Source organism: Xanthomonas sp. 10-10, assembly GCF_040182365.1.
GTDB lineage: Bacteria > Pseudomonadota > Gammaproteobacteria > Xanthomonadales > Xanthomonadaceae > Xanthomonas > Xanthomonas arboricola_F.
The window spans coordinates 3,471,470-3,488,747 of record NZ_CP144460.1 but is presented as its reverse complement, the minus strand read 5'-3'; the positions used below and the strand labels follow the sequence as shown (position 1 = coordinate 3,488,747).

At 65.5% G+C, this 17,278-nt stretch carries 17 protein-coding genes; 2 read left to right on the top strand and 15 right to left on the bottom strand.

The genetic code is table 11. From position 1 onward, the window contains the following. Positions 1–79 precede the first annotated feature (79 nt). The gene (locus VZ068_RS14700) at positions 80–781 is read left to right on the top strand and encodes a HutD family protein (protein ID WP_349655709.1); all 702 of its coding nucleotides are present in this window, start codon (positions 80–82) and stop codon (positions 779–781) included. Positions 782–1,148: 367 nt separating this feature from the next. Here the strand turns inward: VZ068_RS14700 and VZ068_RS14695 are convergent, their stop codons facing one another. The 15 genes from VZ068_RS14695 to VZ068_RS14625 form a co-directional block, all read right to left on the bottom strand. After that, positions 1,149–2,765 carry a sulfite reductase flavoprotein subunit alpha gene (locus VZ068_RS14695; RefSeq protein ID WP_349655708.1) on the bottom strand — a complete coding sequence of 539 codons (1,617 nt, stop codon included), beginning with the start codon at positions 2,763–2,765 and terminating at the stop codon, positions 1,149–1,151. Further along, a complete protein-coding gene (locus VZ068_RS14690; protein ID WP_259151844.1) occupies positions 2,762–3,736 on the bottom strand; it encodes an FAD:protein FMN transferase in 975 nt (324 codons plus the stop codon). Before VZ068_RS14690 ends, VZ068_RS14695 begins: the two co-directional genes overlap by 4 nt. A gap of 200 nt (positions 3,737–3,936) precedes the next feature. Then, positions 3,937–4,740 carry a DUF4198 domain-containing protein gene (locus VZ068_RS14685; RefSeq protein WP_349655707.1) on the bottom strand — a complete coding sequence of 268 codons (804 nt, stop codon included), beginning with the start codon at positions 4,738–4,740 and terminating at the stop codon, positions 3,937–3,939. Between the two features lie 172 nt (positions 4,741–4,912). Beyond that, the gene (locus VZ068_RS14680; RefSeq protein WP_259151842.1) at positions 4,913–5,428 is read right to left on the bottom strand and encodes a DUF2271 domain-containing protein; all 516 of its coding nucleotides are present in this window, start codon (positions 5,426–5,428) and stop codon (positions 4,913–4,915) included. 19 nt (positions 5,429–5,447) lie between these two features. Beyond that, positions 5,448–6,086: a PepSY-associated TM helix domain-containing protein gene (locus VZ068_RS14675; protein WP_259151841.1), complete on the bottom strand. Its 639-nt coding sequence runs from the start codon at positions 6,084–6,086 to the stop codon at positions 5,448–5,450. Positions 6,087–6,093: 7 nt separating this feature from the next. Then, entirely contained in the window at positions 6,094–6,852 is a 759-nt protein-coding gene (locus VZ068_RS14670) for a tetratricopeptide repeat protein (protein ID WP_259161366.1), read from the bottom strand. Continuing rightward, positions 6,845–7,531 carry a Fe2+-dependent dioxygenase gene (locus VZ068_RS14665; protein WP_259151838.1) on the bottom strand — a complete coding sequence of 229 codons (687 nt, stop codon included), beginning with the start codon at positions 7,529–7,531 and terminating at the stop codon, positions 6,845–6,847. Before VZ068_RS14665 ends, VZ068_RS14670 begins: the two co-directional genes overlap by 8 nt. Positions 7,532–7,586: 55 nt before the next feature. Continuing rightward, positions 7,587–9,905 (bottom strand): TonB-dependent siderophore receptor, encoded by a 2,319-nt coding sequence (locus tag VZ068_RS14660; RefSeq protein ID WP_349655706.1) that lies wholly within the window; start codon positions 9,903–9,905, stop codon positions 7,587–7,589. A 338-nt stretch (positions 9,906–10,243) separates the two neighbouring features. After that, positions 10,244–10,573, bottom strand: coding sequence for a non-heme iron oxygenase ferredoxin subunit (locus tag VZ068_RS14655; RefSeq protein WP_259161359.1), 330 nt, complete (start codon positions 10,571–10,573; stop codon positions 10,244–10,246). After that, positions 10,570–11,109: a GNAT family N-acetyltransferase gene (locus VZ068_RS14650; RefSeq protein ID WP_259151833.1), complete on the bottom strand. Its 540-nt coding sequence runs from the start codon at positions 11,107–11,109 to the stop codon at positions 10,570–10,572. Before VZ068_RS14650 ends, VZ068_RS14655 begins: the two co-directional genes overlap by 4 nt. A 212-nt stretch (positions 11,110–11,321) precedes the next feature. Beyond that, positions 11,322–12,566 carry a cysteine desulfurase gene (locus VZ068_RS14645; protein WP_349655705.1) on the bottom strand — a complete coding sequence of 415 codons (1,245 nt, stop codon included), beginning with the start codon at positions 12,564–12,566 and terminating at the stop codon, positions 11,322–11,324. Then, positions 12,563–13,825: a Fe-S cluster assembly protein SufD gene (sufD, locus tag VZ068_RS14640; RefSeq protein WP_349655704.1), complete on the bottom strand. Its 1,263-nt coding sequence runs from the start codon at positions 13,823–13,825 to the stop codon at positions 12,563–12,565. Before sufD ends, VZ068_RS14645 begins: the two co-directional genes overlap by 4 nt. After that, positions 13,825–14,589 carry a Fe-S cluster assembly ATPase SufC gene (sufC, locus tag VZ068_RS14635; protein ID WP_349655703.1) on the bottom strand — a complete coding sequence of 255 codons (765 nt, stop codon included), beginning with the start codon at positions 14,587–14,589 and terminating at the stop codon, positions 13,825–13,827. Before sufC ends, sufD begins: the two co-directional genes overlap by 1 nt. 112 nt (positions 14,590–14,701) lie before the next feature. Continuing rightward, complete coding sequence (sufB, locus tag VZ068_RS14630) at positions 14,702–16,159, bottom strand: Fe-S cluster assembly protein SufB (protein WP_259151829.1); 1,458 nt, start codon at positions 16,157–16,159, stop codon at positions 14,702–14,704. A 15-nt stretch (positions 16,160–16,174) separates the two neighbouring features. Then, positions 16,175–16,633: an SUF system Fe-S cluster assembly regulator gene (locus VZ068_RS14625; protein WP_005990420.1), complete on the bottom strand. Its 459-nt coding sequence runs from the start codon at positions 16,631–16,633 to the stop codon at positions 16,175–16,177. A 173-nt stretch (positions 16,634–16,806) separates the two neighbouring features. On the opposite strand from VZ068_RS14625, the gene VZ068_RS14620 reads away from it, so the two are divergent. Further along, on the top strand, positions 16,807–17,274 hold the full coding sequence (locus tag VZ068_RS14620; protein WP_046962733.1) for an SET domain-containing protein-lysine N-methyltransferase: 468 nt from the start codon (positions 16,807–16,809) through the stop codon (positions 17,272–17,274). Positions 17,275–17,278 lie beyond the last annotated feature (4 nt).

The following is a 17,278-nucleotide window of genomic DNA, read 5'->3' as shown; positions in this document are numbered from 1 at the left end:
GTTTTTCGTTTCAGGGTGTGTCGCTCTGCCACGTGGCCTTGGCAGGGCTTGAGTGCCGGGCTTCGGGCACAATGCGCCGATGCAGCTGACAGACCTGAGCAGCCGGGTGATCCCGGCCACCGAGTACCACCGCGAGCGGTGGCGCAATCAATTGGGTTGGACACGCGAGATCCTGCGGCTCGGGGAACCCGAGGCCTGGGTATTGCGGCTGTCCATTGCCGAGATTGAACGCGATGCTGCGTTTTCTGCATTCCCGGGGATCGATCGCGAACTGGTGCTGCTGCACGGAAACGGGATGCGGCTGCAGTTTGGTGCTGGCGTGCTCGATCCGGGTGATGGCGCTGCTCATGCGGATGGCCTGATCACCGGCACCACCGATGGCGATGGTGGCGACGCAGGCACTGCCGGCGCCGCGCGCGTGGTCGAGTTGCTGCCGCCTTACCAGCGCGTCCGATTCGCTGGCGAGGAGGCCGTCGATGCGCGCTTGCTCGATGGGCCGACGCAGGATTTCAATCTGATGTGGCGCCGCGATCTGCTGCATACCGAGCTCCTGCATCGCCCCTTGGTCGGCACGATGCTGTTCTTCGCGGATCCGGGCAGCGCCTGGGCCATTCACCTGCTGGCGGGCCAGGCCAGCTTTGGGCGCGACAGTGAACTGCCACCACTGGCTGCCGGCGATACCGCATGGCTGAGTGCATCGACGCGCACCCGTTACGTACTCGAGGGCGGCGGCGAGCTGCTGGCGATCCGCGTCAGTCCGCGTGCCGGAACCTCTGATTAGCTGGTCCGGGCAGCCAAGCATGTTCGTACGTGCATCGAACGGCTGGGGGTGCGAGTCCAAGTACATCCGATTTGGGCCCAGTGGCTAGCACGTCGGATTTGACGCGCCTTTTCCGCATTGCCTGCCTCCAGGCGTCAGCGATCTTGCATGCATGCAGCAGCGTGACGGTGCGGAGCATGGTTACCGGCGAACGAGTATTGCTGCATGTCGGATTCAGAGACCTTGAAAGTGGCCGATGGCACGACCTGCAACGTAGAGGGAAGCATCGCGGGGCGGTGTCGGATGCCGTCGCTGCCGCGCACCGATTGCCACCGATCGTAGCGCTCCACGGTGCCAAGTTGCCATGCTCAGCCTGCATGGTTGCCGTTCAATACACGTCGCGACGGTAGCGGCCGCTGCGTAGCAGTTCTTGCCTGACGTCGATGCCCATCAGGATATCGAGGGTGCTGTCCACGTCGGTTGCCATGCCGCGCAGGCTGCCGCAGAGATAGATGCAGCCACCGCGGTCGATCCACTGGCGCAGGCTATCGCTGGCAGCGGCCAATGCATGTTGTACGTAACGCACCGCTGGGGTGTGGTCGCGCGAATACACAAGGTCCAGACGCGCGATCCAGCCAGCGTGTTGCCACTGCTGCAGTTCTTCGGCATACAGCGCATCGTGCGCGGCATTGCGTTCGCCAAAGATCAGCCAGTTGTCGCTCGCCCCGACCGCGATTCGTGCGCGTAGATGGGCGCGCAAGCCGGCGATGCCGGTGCCATTGCCGATCAGCAGCATGGGGTGCTCGGGTGCTGGCGGATGGAACCCCGGATTGCTGCGCAGGCGCAAGGCGATCGTCGCGCCGACGGGAGCATGCACGCACAGCCAGCCACTGCCGATCCCAAGATGCCCGTCGGCATGCCGGTGTTCGCGGATCAGCAGTTCGGCGTGTCCTTCTTCGCTGGTAGATGCCAGCGAGTATTCGCGATGCGGCAGCGCGAGCAGGCGATGCACCAAGGCGGTCGCATCCGATGACGTCGTGGCCGCCATCTGTGCATCGGTCGGCAGGTGCGAGCGGCCAAGCCAGGCGCGCAGCGTACGACCGTCGACGATGTCTGCGCCGTCGCGTCGATGGCGCTGCAACCATGCCTCGACACTTTCCGGAGCGTTTTCCGGTGCGATCTCGGCGATGTCGCCGGCAACCCATGGCGGCAGCGTGCCATCGATGGGCGTGAGACGCAGTCGATGGATCGGTGCGCCTGCGCTGCCTGGATTGACGTGGACGCGTTCGCGCAGCTGCCAGGCGGCGTAAGTCGGCACGCTCCAGTCGGGCTGCGTTGCAAGGGCAGGCGCCAATGCCGACAGGCGCTGTTGCCATTGCTGCAAGGCGCGCGGGTCGGCATTGTCGACCTCGATCCGCTCGAACAGGCGGGTGCCGCCGCGCGCCTGCAGGCGGTCGTCGACATGCCTGCCGAATGCGCAGAACTGGGTGTAACGGCGATCGCCGAGCGCCAGCACCGCGTATTGCATGGCGGCCAGATCCTGCCCGTTGTCGGCGAGCCAGTGACGCACCGCAGCCTGCGCGTGATCCGGGGCGTCGCCTTCGCCCGTGGTGCTGACGATGCACAGCAAACGTGGCACGCGCGCGAGCTGCTCTGCACCCACTGCTTGCAGCGGCAATGCATGGACGCCGATGCCTGCCGATTGCAAGGCAGCGGCGCTGCGTTCGGCCAGTTCGCGTGCGAACCCGGTCTGGCTTGCCCACACGATCAACACGCCGCTGCTGTCGCCGTGCGGGGTGTCGGCGCGAGCCCGGCGGCGCAGGAAGACCGCAGCGCACAGCACGGCATACGCGGCCATCCCGACGGCGGCCCATTGCCAACGATGCGGTGTGGGCGCGGCCCACCACGCACCGTCATGCAGGCGGGCAAGCCATCCGATAAGCGCGGCCAAGACGAGCAGCGCCATCCCGTTACCCATCCACACGCGTGGGCTCGCGACACTCATGACGCCGCCAGATTCCGCTCGAATGCGGGGCTCATCGCTTCGTGCAAGCTGCCATCGTGGCGCGTCAGGAAGCGCACTGCCAGGTCGGTCCTGGCGGCATGGGCGAGCCCGGCGTCGGTGCCGAGCACGGTCATCGCGGTGGCCCAGGCATCGGCCTGCATGGCGTCGCGTGCCAGGACGGTGACGGCGGCAGGCGCGTGCGGAATCGGCGCTCCGGTCCGTGGGTCGAAGGTGTGCGCGTAGCGCATGCCGTCGGCATCGAAGCGGTGCCAACGATCGCCGGATGTGGCGACTGCCAGCCCGTCCAAGGCAAGCACACGTGTCGGCAAGGCAGCGCCGGCGTCCTCATCGGGCGCGGATTCGACCAGTACACGCCATGCGCTGCCATCGGGTTTGCGTCCATAGCCGAACAGTTCGCCGCCCACGTCGATCAAGGCGTCCTCGATGTCGGCCTGTCGCAACGCATGGTGTACGCAGTCCACTCCGAAGCCTTTGGCGATGCCGGACAGATCCAGTGCGACAGCGCCGGGTTGCAGCAACCGCCTGCCATCCAGTTGCAGGCGTCGCCAACCACAGCGCAGGCGCGCCTGCGCGATCTGCTCGGGCGAGGGTACGCGTCGCCGGCCGCCAGAGGCGCCAAAGCCCCACAGCTCGACCATTGGCCCGACCGTGGGATCGAACGCGCCGTCGCTGGCCTGGGCAATCTGCAGCGCGGTGCGCAGCACGCTGAAGAAGTCGTCGGGCAAGGTCTGCCAGTCACCTGCTGCGGCACGGTTGTAGCGGCTGATATCCGAGTCCGCTTCCCAGGTGCTCATTTGCGCGACCACACGGTCGAGCGCCGCCTGGATACGCGCATGCAGGGGATGCAGGTCGCGCGCACGCGGCGCTACCAGCTTGACGCTCCAGGTCGTGCCCATGCTGCGCCCGCCCAGGGAGGCAACGGCGTCGTCTGCGGAAGAAACTGGATGCATGTGTGGACCGGTCGAGCAGGCGCTGCCTGAAGCAGCCATGGTGACGCGCGAACGTGCCGTTTGCATCACGCGGTCTGTCCTTGAGGCAGCAGGGATGCGCAGGTTGATGCTCCGCGCTGTGCACCCGCCAATGGCATGTGTCGCCACCACAGCGCCACTGCACTGACCATCCGGTCAACGCAGTGGCGTGCGTGCGGCGATTACTGCGGCAACACTTCCAGTGTGGCGACATAGCCAAGGCGGCGTTGCTTGGCCTGCGGCAGCGAGGTCTTGCTGTCTTCGCTGGTGGCTTCCAGCCAGTACATGCCCGGTTCCGGCCACGTCACGCTGAAGCCGCCCTTGGCGTCGGTATTGAACTTGATCTCGTTCTGCGCATCGCGATAGCGCGTGCCGCCGCGCACGATCTCGATCTCCAGCCCGGCTGCCGGCTTGCCGTCCAGCTGCAGGGTGAACTGCGCCGCTTCACCTGCGACCAGATCGTTGGGGTGGGTCACCGGAATCAGCTCGATGCCCTTGCCGCTGGGCTTGAGCGCTGTGGTGGTTGGCGCGCCACGGGTCACGAAGGTTTCCACGCGATTGAGCGATTGCGAGACCTGCAATTCCTGCGCGTTCTTCGGCACTTCGGTGGCAAAGCTGGCCTCGTTGCCGCGCCAGCGCTTGGGCTTGCCGTCTTCCTTCCAGCTGGCGAACAGCCCGGCATTGATGATGGCGAGCTTGTAGGTGCCGGGCTGGGTGAGCTGCAGGTCGAACACGCTGCGGTACTTGCCGGTGGCCGGATTTTCCGGCTTGAGCGTGCTGCCGTCGGGCGCGGTGATGCTCAGGTTGTCCAGGCGCAGCGGCACGTGGTTGAAGTAGAACAGGTCGTTGGACACTGCCGCATCGACGGTGATCCACGGCGCCTCGCCGGCGATGACGGTCTGCGACGGCAGCAACCAGGCCTTGTGGGCGAGTGCGCTGACCGGTAGTGCGGCGAGCATGGCGATCAGGACGAGCGAACGTTTCATGACAACTCCTTGAAGGACGATGAGGACGGTGGGTCACGTGTCTGATCAGCGCGCAGGTGTGGCGCTGCGTGGATGCGTGGAAAGCGATATGTATCTGGCAACGCGATGCACTGCGCCGTTGTGCCGTGGTCGGCCGCGTACGCTGCGTGCGGCCGCCACCAGCAGGTGACGCTCAGGGTTTGGCGACCAGGCTGACGGCGCCGAGTTCGCTGCTGCCGCTGGCCTTGGCGGTCTGCGCAGACTTCGCCGGCCAGCTGAAAGGCACCTTGACCAGTTCGCGGCCGCCGACTTCGCGCGCGGCTTCCACCACCAACGTGTACTGGCCGGCCGGCAGCGACTTCAGCACGCCCTTGGTATCGGTGAACGACAACGCGTGCGCGCCGGCAGGCCGGGTGGGGCCGGTCACGCCGTCGACCGGCACCTCCAGAGTGCGGCCGCTCTTGCGCCACCACTGGCGCAGATCCGGCAACCACTTGGTTCCGTGGCCTTCGGCGGTGTCCTTGGATTGGTACCAGACCGCCAGATTGGCGGCGACCTTCTGGTCTGCGCCTTCCAGCCAGATCGCCACGTACGGGCGGTGGTATTCGGCGACAGTGAGCTTGGGGATCTCGACGTTGATGTCGAGCGTGGCCGCATACGCCGGCATGGCGAGCAGGCCGCTCAGAGCGATAGTCAGGGTGGCGCGCATGATCGTCTCCGGTAAAAGGTCAGTGGATCAACAGCAAGGCAATCAGCAGCGGAATCAGCAGGCCCAGGCCGACCAGCGGCCAGGTCATGCTGCGCTGACGCGCATGCAGGTGCAGCAGGAACAGGCCGGTGATGCAGAACACCAGGCAGGCGATGGCGAACACGTCGATGAACCAGCCCCAGGCCGGTCCGGCGTTGCGGCCCTTGTGCAGGTCGTTGAGATAGGCGATGGCGCCGCGCGAAGTGCGCTCGTATTCGATCGCGCCGCTGCTGCGGTCCAGGCTCAACCAGGCATCGCCACCGGGGCGGGGCAGCGCGAGATAGACCTCGTCGGGCGACCATTCGCCGTTGCGCGTGCCGATGCTGATCTCCAGCTCGCGTCCCAGCCATTGCGCCACGCGCGGCGGCAGCGGTGCATCGCCGTCCTGGCGCGTGCCCAAGGCCTTCAGCAGCGCTGGCGGCAGGGTGAGCGTGCGGTGTTCGGTGGACGGGCTGGCCTCGATACGCGCGGCGTGATTGAGGGTGAGCCCGGTGACCGTAAACAGCAGCATGCCGATCAGGCACAGCGCCGAGCTGATCCAGTGCCATTGATGCAGCAGGCGCAGCCAGAAACCGCGGCGTTGCTGGGTGGTGGCAAGGGTCTGGTTCGACGTCGACATGGCGTGCTCAGGCCGCGGTTGCTGCGACGGATGCCTGCAGTAGCGATTGTCGCCTCGCCACGTCGCTCAGCAATGCACGCAGACGTGGCTGCGTTGCACCCGTCAGCAGCGGCGTGAGTTGTTGCAGGAAGCCGGCATGTCCGCCTGCGATCGCAGACCGCATCCAGTGCTCGGCCTGATCGATGTCGCCATCGTCTGCCAGCAAGGTGGCGTAACTGGCCTGGCCGCGAAAATCGCCTGCTTCGGCAGCACGGCGATACCAGTTGCGCGCTGCGAGTGGATCGGCATCGCAGGCCAGCCCCTGGTCGAGATAGCGCGCCACGAAATTCATCGATTTGGCGTGACCACGCTCGGCCGCGGTGCGATACAACGCCAATGCCTGCGCGTGGTCCTGCGCCACGCCACGGCCGGAGCCGTACAGATGCGCGAGGTTGTACATGCCCCAATCCAGCCCATGCTCGGCGGCGCGGCGATACCACAGCGCGGCCAACACGATGTTGCACGCCGTGCCGAAGCCCAGTTCGTGGCAACGCCCCAGTTGATTCATCGCTTCCGGATGTCCGGCATTGGCGGCCACTTCGTACCACAGCATCGCCATGGCCGGATCGGCGGGAACGCCGCGGCCTTCCGCGTACAGCTGCGCGAGCAGCAGTTGTGCATTCACATCGTGCCCGGCGGCCGCCTTGCGCAGCAGCGCGATCGCTTGATCGGGCTGTGTCTGCAACAGCGCCATCAACAGGGCCGGGTCGATCACAGGCTCAGACATCGGCCCACTGCCGCAGCAGGTTGTGATACACGCCGGTGAGCTGGATCAGCGATGGATGCCCGGGCGTGTCCTGGGTCAAACGACGGATCGACACGTCCAGTTCGAACAACAGGCGGCGCTGCGCATCGTCGCGCAACATGCTCTGGGTCCAGAAGAACGCGGCGACGCGCGTGCCGCGCGTTACAGGCATCACCTTATGCAGGCTGGTTCCGGGATAGATCACCAGGTGCCCGGCCGGCAGCTTCACCGACTGCGTGCCGAAGGTATCTTCGATCACCAGCTCACCGCCGTCGTAACTGTCCGGGTCGCTGAGAAACAGCGTGCCCGAGACATCGGTGCGTACCGGCTCGGCACCACCGCGGCTGCGGTCGTAACGCACAGCGTTGTCGACGTGGTACCCAAACGACTGCCCGCCGCTGTAACGATTGAACAACGGCGGATAGATCCGACGCGGCAGCACCGCGGAAAAGAACGTACTGCTGCGCGAAAGTGCGTCCAGTACCAGTGCGCTGGCTTCGCGTGCGACCGCGCTGTCTTCGGGCAGCTGCGCGTTGTCCTTGGCCTGCGCGGATTGATGGCCGGCAGTGATGCGGCCGTCCGCCCAGTCGGCCGCGTCCAGCCGTTCCCGCAACGCGCCAAGTTGTGCGGGAGTGAGGACATCGGGAATGGGCAGCAACATGCGGTGGTCTCCACGCCGCCCGCAGCATGCGGACGGCGTGTCAGTGGGGCAGTAGTCAGAAACTGAAGGTGGCGCTCAACACCGCCGAGCGACCTTCGCCCGGAAGCGCCCAGCCACTGCCGGCGGTCACGGTGCCGGCCGCGTTGACAGTGAGGTTGTTGCGCACGCTGGTGTAGTACTCCTCGTCGAACAGGTTGTTGACGTTCAACTGCAGGCTGAGCCAGTCGTTGACACGCAGGCCGACCATCGCGCGGTGCACCCAGTAATCGTCGGTCTTGATGTACGCGGCCGCCGAGGAATTGTTCGGATAGAAACCGCCCTGGTAGGTGACGCCGTAGCCGAAGGTCCACTGGTTGAGCGTATAGGTGGTCCAGATGTTGCCGGCATTGCGCGGGGTCTGCACCAGCTCGCGTCCGGCCACCGGGTCGCCGGTGAGGCTCTCGGTGCGGTTGGACACGCTCTGCAGCACTTCGCTGTCGAGGAAGGTGTAGTTGGCGAAGATCGACCAGCGCTCGGTCAGGTAACCGGCCGCGCCGAGCGCGATGCCGTCCACACGCGCCTTGCCGTCCAGCACCTGCTCGGGGATCAGCGGATCGCCGCTGTTGACCTTGTAGTTTTCGCGCTCGTTGCGGAACACCGCAGCGGTCAGCGCCAGGCGCTGGTCCAGCACGTCCCACTTGCCGCCCAGCTCGATGTTGACCGCCGTTTCCGGCGCGACGTTGCAGTTGGCACCGGCGGTGGCGGTGGCGATCGGCGTGCACGAGCCGTTGACCGAGGCCTTGGACGGCGTCTTGCTGTTGGCGTAGGACAGATACAGGCTGGCGTTCTCGACCGGCTTGAACACCAGACCGGCGCGATACGAGAACAGGTCCTCTTCGCTGCCGGCCGGGAAGCCCGCGCTTACACCGGTGACGTTGCCGGCGGCATTGACGGTGTAGGTGGTGCTGTCGCCTTCGTTGTGTTCGTAGCGGCCGCCCAGGTTGAGCATCCATTGCTCGTTGAACTGCAGCGTGTCGAACAGGTAGACCGCCTGATTGGTCAGGCTGCCCTTGCTGTGTCCGGTGCGGAAGTAATTTTGCGGCCCGGTCCAGATGTTGTACGGATTGTCGAAGGACTGCACCGGGTAGGTGATGCCCGTGGTGGAGCCATCGGCATTGCGGAAGGTGGTGCCGCTATCGAGTTCGAAGTCTTCCTTGCTGAAGGCCACGCCAGCGACCACGCGGTGCTCGATGGCGCCGGTGTGCAAGGTGGCGGTCAGGTCGGTCTGGCTATGCGCGATGAAGTTTTCCGTCTCGCGCACCAGGCCGCGCGGGCCGCTGTTGGGGTTCCAGCTGGCCGCTGGCTGGCCGACGCAGGCGCGGCCGGTGTACGGGTCGGTGCCGTTGGGCAGGCACCAGGTGCCCTGCGGTGCAGTGGCATTGGTGGTCTGGTCGACGCGCTGCACGCGCGCCAGGCTGCGCAGTTTGACGCTGTCGTCGAAATCCATTTCCAGCACGCCGGTCAGCATGTCCACGTCGATTTCCTGACGCGAGGTATTGCGATACCCGAAGAAGGTCTCCGGGTCCACGCCGGGCAGCGGGCCGTCGTTGAACGGGCTGAGTGCGAACGGCACGCCGTACTGCGGCAGGTTGTTGTCGTGCTGGTGCAGGTAGCTCAGGGTGAAGCGGGTATCCGAGCCCAGGCCGAACGCCACCGATGGCGCAAAGCCCCAGCGATGACGGAATTCCTCATCGCGTCCCGGCACGTCCTGGGTGTGGCCCATCGCGTTCAGGCGCACGGCGGTGCCGTTGTCGAAATCGTAATTGCTGTCGGCGGTCAGCCGGCCATAGCGGTCGCTGCCGCCACCGACCACGACGTTGGTGAAATCGCCCTGGCCGGCGGTCTTGGTCACCAGATTGATGTTGCCACCGACCGAACCGGCGCCGGACATGGCCGAGTTGGCGCCGTTGATCAGCTCCACCGCTTCCAGGTTGAAGGTGTCGCTGCGGCTGTACTGCGCGCTGTCGCGCACGCCATCGGTGGTGATGTCGCTGCTGGCGGTGAAGCCGCGCAGGTTGATGCTGTCGCCATACCCGCCGCCGCCTTCGCCCGCGCCGAAGGTGATACCGGGCAGCGTGCTCAGCACATCGCGCAGCGACAGCAGGTTCTGCTGGTCCATGGTCTGCTTGGTGACGACCGTGATGGTCTGCGGCGTGTCGCGCAGCGCTTCGGTGTACTTGGGCGAGGACGGTTTTTGCGCACGTTCCTGCTGTACCCGGATGGCATCCAGATCCACCGCGCCCGGAGGCGCTGGCGCGTCGCCGGGCTGGGCGAACGCGGGAGCGGACAGGGTCAACAGCACGGCCGAGGTGAGCGGGGAAATCCTGGGAGTCATGAGACGTCTCGAAAAGGAAAGCGATGCTCCGGCCTGGCGGCGGCTCGGCGGATGCGGAAGGGTGTGCGTGCGTCGCTAGCCCGTCGCGTCCGGCTGGCGTCCACCGCGCACGCCGGCACGCCGCGCTGGAAAGCGCAGGCGAACAGGACGCAGATCGAAGGTGTCGGACAGTGCAGGGCGCATGGGATCGCAGGGCAGGTCAGATGTTAAGAAGACCTGAAGGGCTGCGATCTTAAATGCAAATCATTCTTCTTTGCAATCGTTGCCGAACGCAAGCGCAGGCGCTGAAGCAGATGGCGGCCCCCAGCCTGTCCAGTCGCGAGCCCCAAACCGCCGTCTCAGCGGTCGTCGCGGGTCCAGATGCCGTCGTGCTCGCGCCTGACCGGGAACTTGGGCACGGCGGTGTAGGCGGGCGCGCACAAGGGCCGGCCATCGCGCACATCGAAGCGCGCGCTGTGCAACTGGCATTCGATGGTGCCGGCGACCGGGTCGAAGCTGCCGGGCGACAACTCGTAGTCTTCGTGGCTACAGCGGTCTTCCAGCGCGTACAGCTCGCCGTCGAGGTTGAACACCACGATCGGCGCGTCGGTGACCTCATCCCAGACGGTCTGCAGTTCGCCGGGCAGCAGCGCGTCGCTTGCGCAGACGAATGTCCAGGTCTGGCTCATGGCGCGGCGTCGGCCAGCGACTTTTCCAGCACTTCGAACCGCAGATCCTGCCGCAGCGGCACGCCGAAGCGCTCATCGCCATACGGGAACGGTTTGACGATGCCGGTGCGGCGGTAACCGCGTCGTTCGTAGAAGGCGATGAGTTCGTTGCGCACATCGATCACGGTCATGCGCATCACCGGCAGCTGCCATTCGGCGGCGGCGATGCGCTCGGCCTCGGCCAGCAGCGTCTTGCCCAGGCCGCTGCCCTGCAGCGACGGGTCCACCGCGAACATGCCGAAGTACCCCGCACCATCGTCGTCGGCGATATGGGCGCACGCCAGCAGGCGCCCGTCCTGTTCCACCAGCAACACCAGGCTGCGCTCGCGCAGGATGTCCTGACGCAGCACGGCCGGATCGATACGGGCACCATCGAGAATGTCCGCCTCGGTGGTCCAGCCCACGCGGCTACTGTCGCCGCGATAGGCCGAGGTCACCAGCTGGACGAGGGCGTCGATGTCATCGACGGTAGCGGTGCGGAAGGTGGTGGTCTGCATGGGAGCAGTTTAGCGGGGAATCGGGAATCGGGAATCGGGAATCGGGAATCGGGAATCGGGAATCGGGAATCGGGAATCGGGAATCGGGAATCGGGAATCGGGAATCGGGAAAAGCGTTGCGCCACCCGATGAGCTACTTGCAACGTGTGGATCTGCGACCGCAGGTAGGAGAGCCGCTTTCACGATTCTCCATTCCCGATTCCCGATTGCAATCAGCCCAGCAGGCGACGCACCTTCACCAACGCGGCAACAAAGCGCTCGATCTCGTCGTGCGTGTTGTAAAAGGCCAGCGATGCGCGACAGGTGGCGGCCACGCCGTAGTACTGCAGCAGCGGATGCGCACAGTGCTGGCCGGAGCGCACTGCCACGCCTTCCAGGTCGAGCAGGGTGGCAAGGTCGTGCGAATGCGCGCCCTCGATCAGGAACGACACCACTGCGGCCTTGTCGGGCGTGGTGCCGAAGATGCGCAGGCCATCGATCCGCTGCAGCTCTTCGGTGAAGTGCGCCAGCAGCTCGGCTTCGCGCGCTTCCACGTGATCGAGGCCGAGCGAGTCAAGATAATCCACCGCCGCGCCCAGGCCGATGAAGCCGGCGATGTTGGGCGTGCCTGCTTCGAACTTGTGCGGGGCATCGTTGAACACCGTGCCCTCGAAACTGACCTCCTTGATCATCTCGCCGCCGCCCAGGAACGGCGGCATGGCCTGCAGGTGTTCGCGGCGTGCCCACAGTGCGCCGGTGCCGGTGGGCCCGCACATCTTGTGGCCGGTGATGGCGTAGAAATCGCAGCCGATGCCGGCCACGTCGATACGACGATGCGGCGCCGCCTGCGAACCATCCACCACGGTGACGATGCCGCGCTTGCGTGCCTCGCGGCAGATCTCGCGCACCGGATTGACCGTGCCCAGCACATTGGACACATGCGTGATCGCCAGCAGCTTGACCTCCGGCGTCATCGCCTTGCGCAAGGCGTCCAGATCCAGCGCGCCGTCCGGCGTGATTTCGGCCACGCGGATGCTTGCACCGGTACGCTGGGCCACCAGCTGCCACGGCACGATGTTGGCGTGGTGCTCCATGCGTGAGATCAGGATCACATCGCCGGCACCCAGGCGCGGCAACGCCCAGGAATAGGCCACCAGATTGATCGCAAAGGTGGTGCCGCTGCACAGCACCAGCTCGTCGGCGCGCACGTTGAGAAAACGCGCGAGCTTGCTGCGCGCGCCTTCGAATGCATCGGTGGCCTCGGTGCCCAGTGCATGCACCGCGCGGCTCACATTGGCGTTCTGGCGCCGATAGAACTCGTCGGTCGCGGCAATCACCTGCAGCGGCTTCTGCCCGGTGTTGGCGTTGTCGAAATAGATCAGCGGCTTGCCGTGCACCTGCCGCATCAGCAACGGGAAATCCGAGCGCACGCGCTCCCAGTCCGGCGCGGCGAGCTGCGTGACGGCGGGCGCGTTCATGCCACGCCTGCCGAGGTCAGTGCGCGGTCCAGCTGCAGCGCCAGCACCGCTCCCAGTGCGCTTGGCAGCATGCGCAGCGGCTCGTGGCAGAACGCGGCGCTCAACAGGCGCTGCGCCTCTGCCTGCGGCAGGCCGCGCGAGCGCAGATAGAACAAGGCGTTGTCGTCGAGCTGGCCGACGGTGGCGCCATGCGCGGCCTGCACTTCTTCGGCATCGATCACCAGCACCGGCTGGGTGTCGATCTCGGCATTGGCCGACAGCAGCAGATTCTTGTTCGACAGTCGCGCGTCGGTGCCGTCTGCGCCGGGACGGATGTTGATGCCGCCGTGGAAGACCACCCGGCTGCGATCGGCGCCCACGCCGCGCCAGACCAGCTCGCAGCTGGTGTCGCGTGCGATGTGCGCGATGCCCAGGCGTGTGTCGACATGGCGGCGGCCGTTGCCGAGCAGCACACCATTGGCGGTGAGCTGGGCGTTGTTGCCCTCCAGGCGCACGTTGAGCTCGTGGCGCGACAGGTTGGCGCCCAGTTCCAGATCCACGCGCTGGTAGCGCGCGTTGCGCGCCAGCACCGCATCGGTGCGCAACAGCGACGTTGCGTGCGTACTGTCGGCCTGCACGCGCGCATGCGACAGCGCCGCATCCTGGGCCAGATGGACATGCATCAGGCTGTTGTGCAGATGCGCGGCATCGCCGACATGCAGGTGGTGCTCGACCACGTTCAGCGTCGCACCGGCGCGCAGTTCGATCAGGTGGCGGTGGTGCCAGGACAGGTCGTGCTCGCCGGCCACACCGATGAAGACCAGATGCAGCGGCGCCTCGATCTGCGCGCCTTCCTGCACGCGCACCAGCACGCCTTCGTCGGCAAGCGCGGCATTGAGGCGCGCAAAGATTTCGTCGCTGCCTTCGAAACGGCGGCCGAGTAATTGCTGGGCGTCATCGCCTGCAGCCAGCGACGCGGACAAGGTGTCCAGCTGCACGCTATCCGGCAGCGTCGACAGGTCGCTCAAGGCGTCGGATGGGCGGCCGTTGACGAACACCAGCCGCGGCGAGGGGATCTCGTCCAGCAGCGCTGCATCGATCAACGTCTGCACCAGCGGGGCCGGCTGAAAACTACGCCGTTCCAGCTGGCGCAGCGAGGTGTATTTCCACGCTTCGGCGCGCGGGCCGGGCAGGCCTGCCTGCAGCGCGGCATCGAGCTCGGCGCGGCGCGCATCGTTACCACAGAAACCGCGGGCCAGGGAGTCGAGCAGGGCGCTCATCAGGCGGCAACCTCGGGCACCACGCGGTCCTTGAGGAAGTGGTAGCCGTGTTTTTCCAGCTCCAGCGCCAGCTCCGGGCCGCCGCTCTGCACGATGCGGCCTTCGGCCAGGACATGCACCACGTCCGGGGTGATGTAGTCGAGCAGGCGCTGATAGTGGGTGATCACCAGGAACGAACGCTCCGGCGAGCGCAGCGCGTTGACGCCGTCGGCCACGCTCTTGAGCGCATCGATATCCAGGCCGGAGTCGGTTTCGTCCAGGATGGCGAGCTTGGGCTCGAGCACGGCCAGCTGGAAGATCTCGTTGCGCTTCTTTTCGCCGCCGGAGAAGCCTTCGTTGACGCCGCGATGCAGCAGCTCGTCCTTCAGATGCAGCACGGCCAGCTTCTGCCGTACCAGCTTGAGGAACTGCATCGAATCCAGCTCGTCCTCGCCACGCGCCTTGCGCTGTGCATTGAGTGCGGCGCGCAGGAAATAGGTGTTGTTGACGCCGGGAATTTCCACCGGGTACTGGAAGGCCAGGAATAGGCCTGCTGCCGCGCGTTCTTCCGGCGGCAGGTCGAGCAGGTCCTTGCCTTCGAACTGTACGGTGCCGGCGCTGACCTCATAACCGTCGCGACCGGCCAGCACATTACCCAGCGTGGATTTGCCCGCGCCGTTGGGCCCCATGATGGCGTGCACCTGGCCCGGCTGGATGTCCAGCGATAGGCCCTTGAGGATGTCTTTGCCGGCGATGCTGGCGTGGAGGTTGTTGATCGTAAGCATGGGAATAGGGAATCGAGAATAGGGAATGGGTAATGCGAGACTTTGGCGCGGCGAGGAGCAGGAAAGAGAACCGAGACCGATTCTCCATTCCCCACTCCCGATTCCGTCGGCGTCAGCCGACGCTGCCTTCCAGCGAGACTTCCAGCAGCTTCTTGGCTTCCACCGCGAACTCCATCGGCAGCTCGCGGAACACCTGCTTGCAGAAGCCGTCGACGATCAACGACACCGCGTCTTCCTGGCTGATGCCGCGTGCACGGCAGTAGAACAGCTGGTCATCGCTGATCTTGGAGGTGGTGGCCTCGTGCTCGACGGTTGCGCCGGGATTCTTCACCTCGATGTAGGGGAAGGTGTGCGCGCCGCACTGCTTGCCGATCAACAGCGAATCGCACTGGGTGTAGTTGCGCGCGCCGTCCGCATTGCGATCCACCTTGACCAGGCCGCGGTAGGTGTTCTGGCCACGCCCGGCACTGATGCCCTTGCTGACGATCTTGCTCTTGGTGCGCTTGCCGATATGGATCATCTTGGTGCCGGTGTCGGCCTGCTGACGATGATGAGTCAGCGCCACCGAATGGAACTCTCCCACCGAATCGTCGCCGAGCAGCACGCACGACGGATACTTCCAGGTGATCGCCGAGCCGGTTTCGACCTGAGTCCAGGTGACCTTGCTGCGCGCACCACGGCATTCGGCACGCTTGGTGACGAAGTTGTAGATGCCGCCGCGGCCTTCTTCGTCGCCGGGGTACCAGTTCTGCACGGTCGAGTACTTGATCTCGGCGTCTTCCAGCGTCACCAGCTCCACCACTGCTGCGTGCAGCTGGTTCTCGTCGCGCATCGGCGCGGTGCAGCCTTCCAGATACGACACGTACGCCTTGTCCTCGCAGACGATCAGGGTGCGCTCGAACTGGCCGGTGTGGCCGGCATTGATGCGGAAATAGGTGCTCAGTTCCATCGGGCAACGCACCCCCTTCGGGATGAACACGAAGCTGCCGTCGGAGAACACCGCCGAGTTGAGCGCGGCGAAGTAGTTGTCGCCCACCGGCACCACGCTGCCCAGGTACTGTTTGACTATCTCCGGGTGTTCCTTGATGGCTTCGGACATCGAGCAGAAGATCACGCCCTTTTCGGCCAGCTCCTTGCGGAACGTGGTGCCGACCGAGACCGAGTCGAACACCGCATCCACCGCCACGCCGGCCAGCCGGGCGCGCTCGTGCAGCGGCACGCCGAGCTTGTCGTAGGTGTCGAGCAGTTCCTTGGGCACCTCGTCCAGCGAGGCATACTTCGGGCCCTTGGGCGCGGAGTAGTAGCTCAACGACTGGAAATCGATCGGCGCGATCTTGAGCTTGGCCCATTCGGGCATCGGCATTTTCAGCCAATGACGGTAGGCCTCTAGACGCCAGTCGGTCATCCATTGCGGCTCGTCTTTCTTGGCCGACAGCGCACGGATGGTGTCTTCGTCCAGGCCGGGCGGGAGCGAATCGGATTCGATCTCGGTGATGAAGCCGGCGTCGTAGCGTCGGCCCAATCGTTCGAGGATCTGCGCATTCTGCGGGGGAGCAAGTTCGGTGGCCATCGGGCTGCCTACAGGTCAGGTGGTCGCGACGCGTGCGGCGATGGAACGCCGACGGCTGTCGCCAGGGAGAGAGAGAGGCTGCAACATCTGCGCAAGCGTGACCCGACGCAATGCGTCGCCGACCACGTCGTTGATCAGGCGCCAGTTGGAGCGCACCCCGCATGTCTGCGCGATGCCGCACTGGCTATGGTCCTGGCTGCATTCGGTGATCGCCAACGGGCCTTCCATTGCCTCGACGATTTCCACCAGGGTGATCTGGCCGGCATCGCGCGCCAGCCGGTAACCGCCGTGCACGCCGCGCAGACCTTCCACCAGCCCGGCTTGCGATAACGGTTTGAGGATCTTGCTCACGGTCGGCGCTTCCAGGCCCGCCTGTTCGGCCAGTTCGCTGGCGCTGAGCACCTCGCCGCTGCGTGCGGCAAGCACGGTCAGCACGACGGTGGCGTAATCGGTGAGTTTGGTGACGCGCAACATGAGCGAGCAGGAAACCTTAAAGCGGACCGAAATTGTACTCTTTCCCGCCGGGCAGGGCCAACCGCCCGGTTCAGCCGCCGGCAAGCGCAGGCCGTTGCGGGCGATGGTGCGCTTGTGCTTGGCGCATGGGCGCGCTGCGGTCACAATGAGCGGCCCCATCACTGGACCCTTACATGTCGCGCAAAGTTGCCGCCCGCAAGTCACGTATCCACGGCAATGGCATGTTCGCCCTCGCCCCGCTCCGCAAGGGCGAGCGCATCATTCAATACAAGGGACGCCTGCGCACGCATGCCGAAGTGGATGCCGACGACACCGGCGACGTGGAAAGCGGCCACACCTTCCTTTTTACGCTCAGCGACGACTATGTGCTGGATGCCAACTACGAAGGCAATGTTGCGCGCTGGATCAACCACAGCTGCAATCCCAATTGCGAAGCGGTGATCGAGGAGGCAGAAGGCGACGACCGCAGCAAGGACAAGATCTTCATCGAGGCCAAACGCGCCATCAAGGCTGGCGAAGAACTCACCTACAACTATGGCATCACCCTGGCCGAGCGGCATACGCCGCGCTTGAAGAAGATCTGGGAATGCCGCTGCGGGTCGAAGAACTGCACCGGCACGATGCTGCAGCCCAAGCGCTGAGCCT

Excerpts from the sequence above, each read along its gene's own strand:
- VZ068_RS14685 (WP_349655707.1), bottom strand. The coding sequence starts at position 4,740 with ATGAAACGTTCGCTCGTCCTGATCGCCATGCTCGCCGCACTACCGGTC.
- VZ068_RS14695 (WP_349655708.1), bottom strand. The coding sequence starts at position 2,765 with ATGAGTGTCGCGAGCCCACGCGTGTGGATGGGTAACGGGATGGCGCTG.
- VZ068_RS14655 (WP_259161359.1), bottom strand. The coding sequence starts at position 10,573 with ATGAGCCAGACCTGGACATTCGTCTGCGCAAGCGACGCGCTGCTGCCC.
- VZ068_RS14660 (WP_349655706.1), bottom strand. The coding sequence starts at position 9,905 with ATGACTCCCAGGATTTCCCCGCTCACCTCGGCCGTGCTGTTGACCCTG.
- sufC (WP_349655703.1), bottom strand. The coding sequence starts at position 14,589 with ATGCTTACGATCAACAACCTCCACGCCAGCATCGCCGGCAAAGACATC.
- sufB (WP_259151829.1), bottom strand. The coding sequence starts at position 16,159 with ATGGCCACCGAACTTGCTCCCCCGCAGAATGCGCAGATCCTCGAACGA.
- VZ068_RS14675 (WP_259151841.1), bottom strand. The coding sequence starts at position 6,086 with ATGTCGACGTCGAACCAGACCCTTGCCACCACCCAGCAACGCCGCGGT.
- VZ068_RS14650 (WP_259151833.1), bottom strand. The coding sequence starts at position 11,109 with ATGCAGACCACCACCTTCCGCACCGCTACCGTCGATGACATCGACGCC.
- VZ068_RS14665 (WP_259151838.1), bottom strand. The coding sequence starts at position 7,531 with ATGTTGCTGCCCATTCCCGATGTCCTCACTCCCGCACAACTTGGCGCG.
- VZ068_RS14680 (WP_259151842.1), bottom strand. The coding sequence starts at position 5,428 with ATGCGCGCCACCCTGACTATCGCTCTGAGCGGCCTGCTCGCCATGCCG.
- VZ068_RS14645 (WP_349655705.1), bottom strand. The coding sequence starts at position 12,566 with ATGAACGCGCCCGCCGTCACGCAGCTCGCCGCGCCGGACTGGGAGCGC.
- VZ068_RS14625 (WP_005990420.1), bottom strand. The coding sequence starts at position 16,633 with ATGTTGCGCGTCACCAAACTCACCGATTACGCCACCGTCGTGCTGACC.
- VZ068_RS14690 (WP_259151844.1), bottom strand. The coding sequence starts at position 3,736 with ATGCATCCAGTTTCTTCCGCAGACGACGCCGTTGCCTCCCTGGGCGGG.
- VZ068_RS14700 (WP_349655709.1), top strand. The coding sequence starts at position 80 with ATGCAGCTGACAGACCTGAGCAGCCGGGTGATCCCGGCCACCGAGTAC.
- sufD (WP_349655704.1), bottom strand. The coding sequence starts at position 13,825 with ATGAGCGCCCTGCTCGACTCCCTGGCCCGCGGTTTCTGTGGTAACGAT.
- VZ068_RS14670 (WP_259161366.1), bottom strand. The coding sequence starts at position 6,852 with ATGTCTGAGCCTGTGATCGACCCGGCCCTGTTGATGGCGCTGTTGCAG.
- VZ068_RS14620 (WP_046962733.1), top strand. The coding sequence starts at position 16,807 with ATGTCGCGCAAAGTTGCCGCCCGCAAGTCACGTATCCACGGCAATGGC.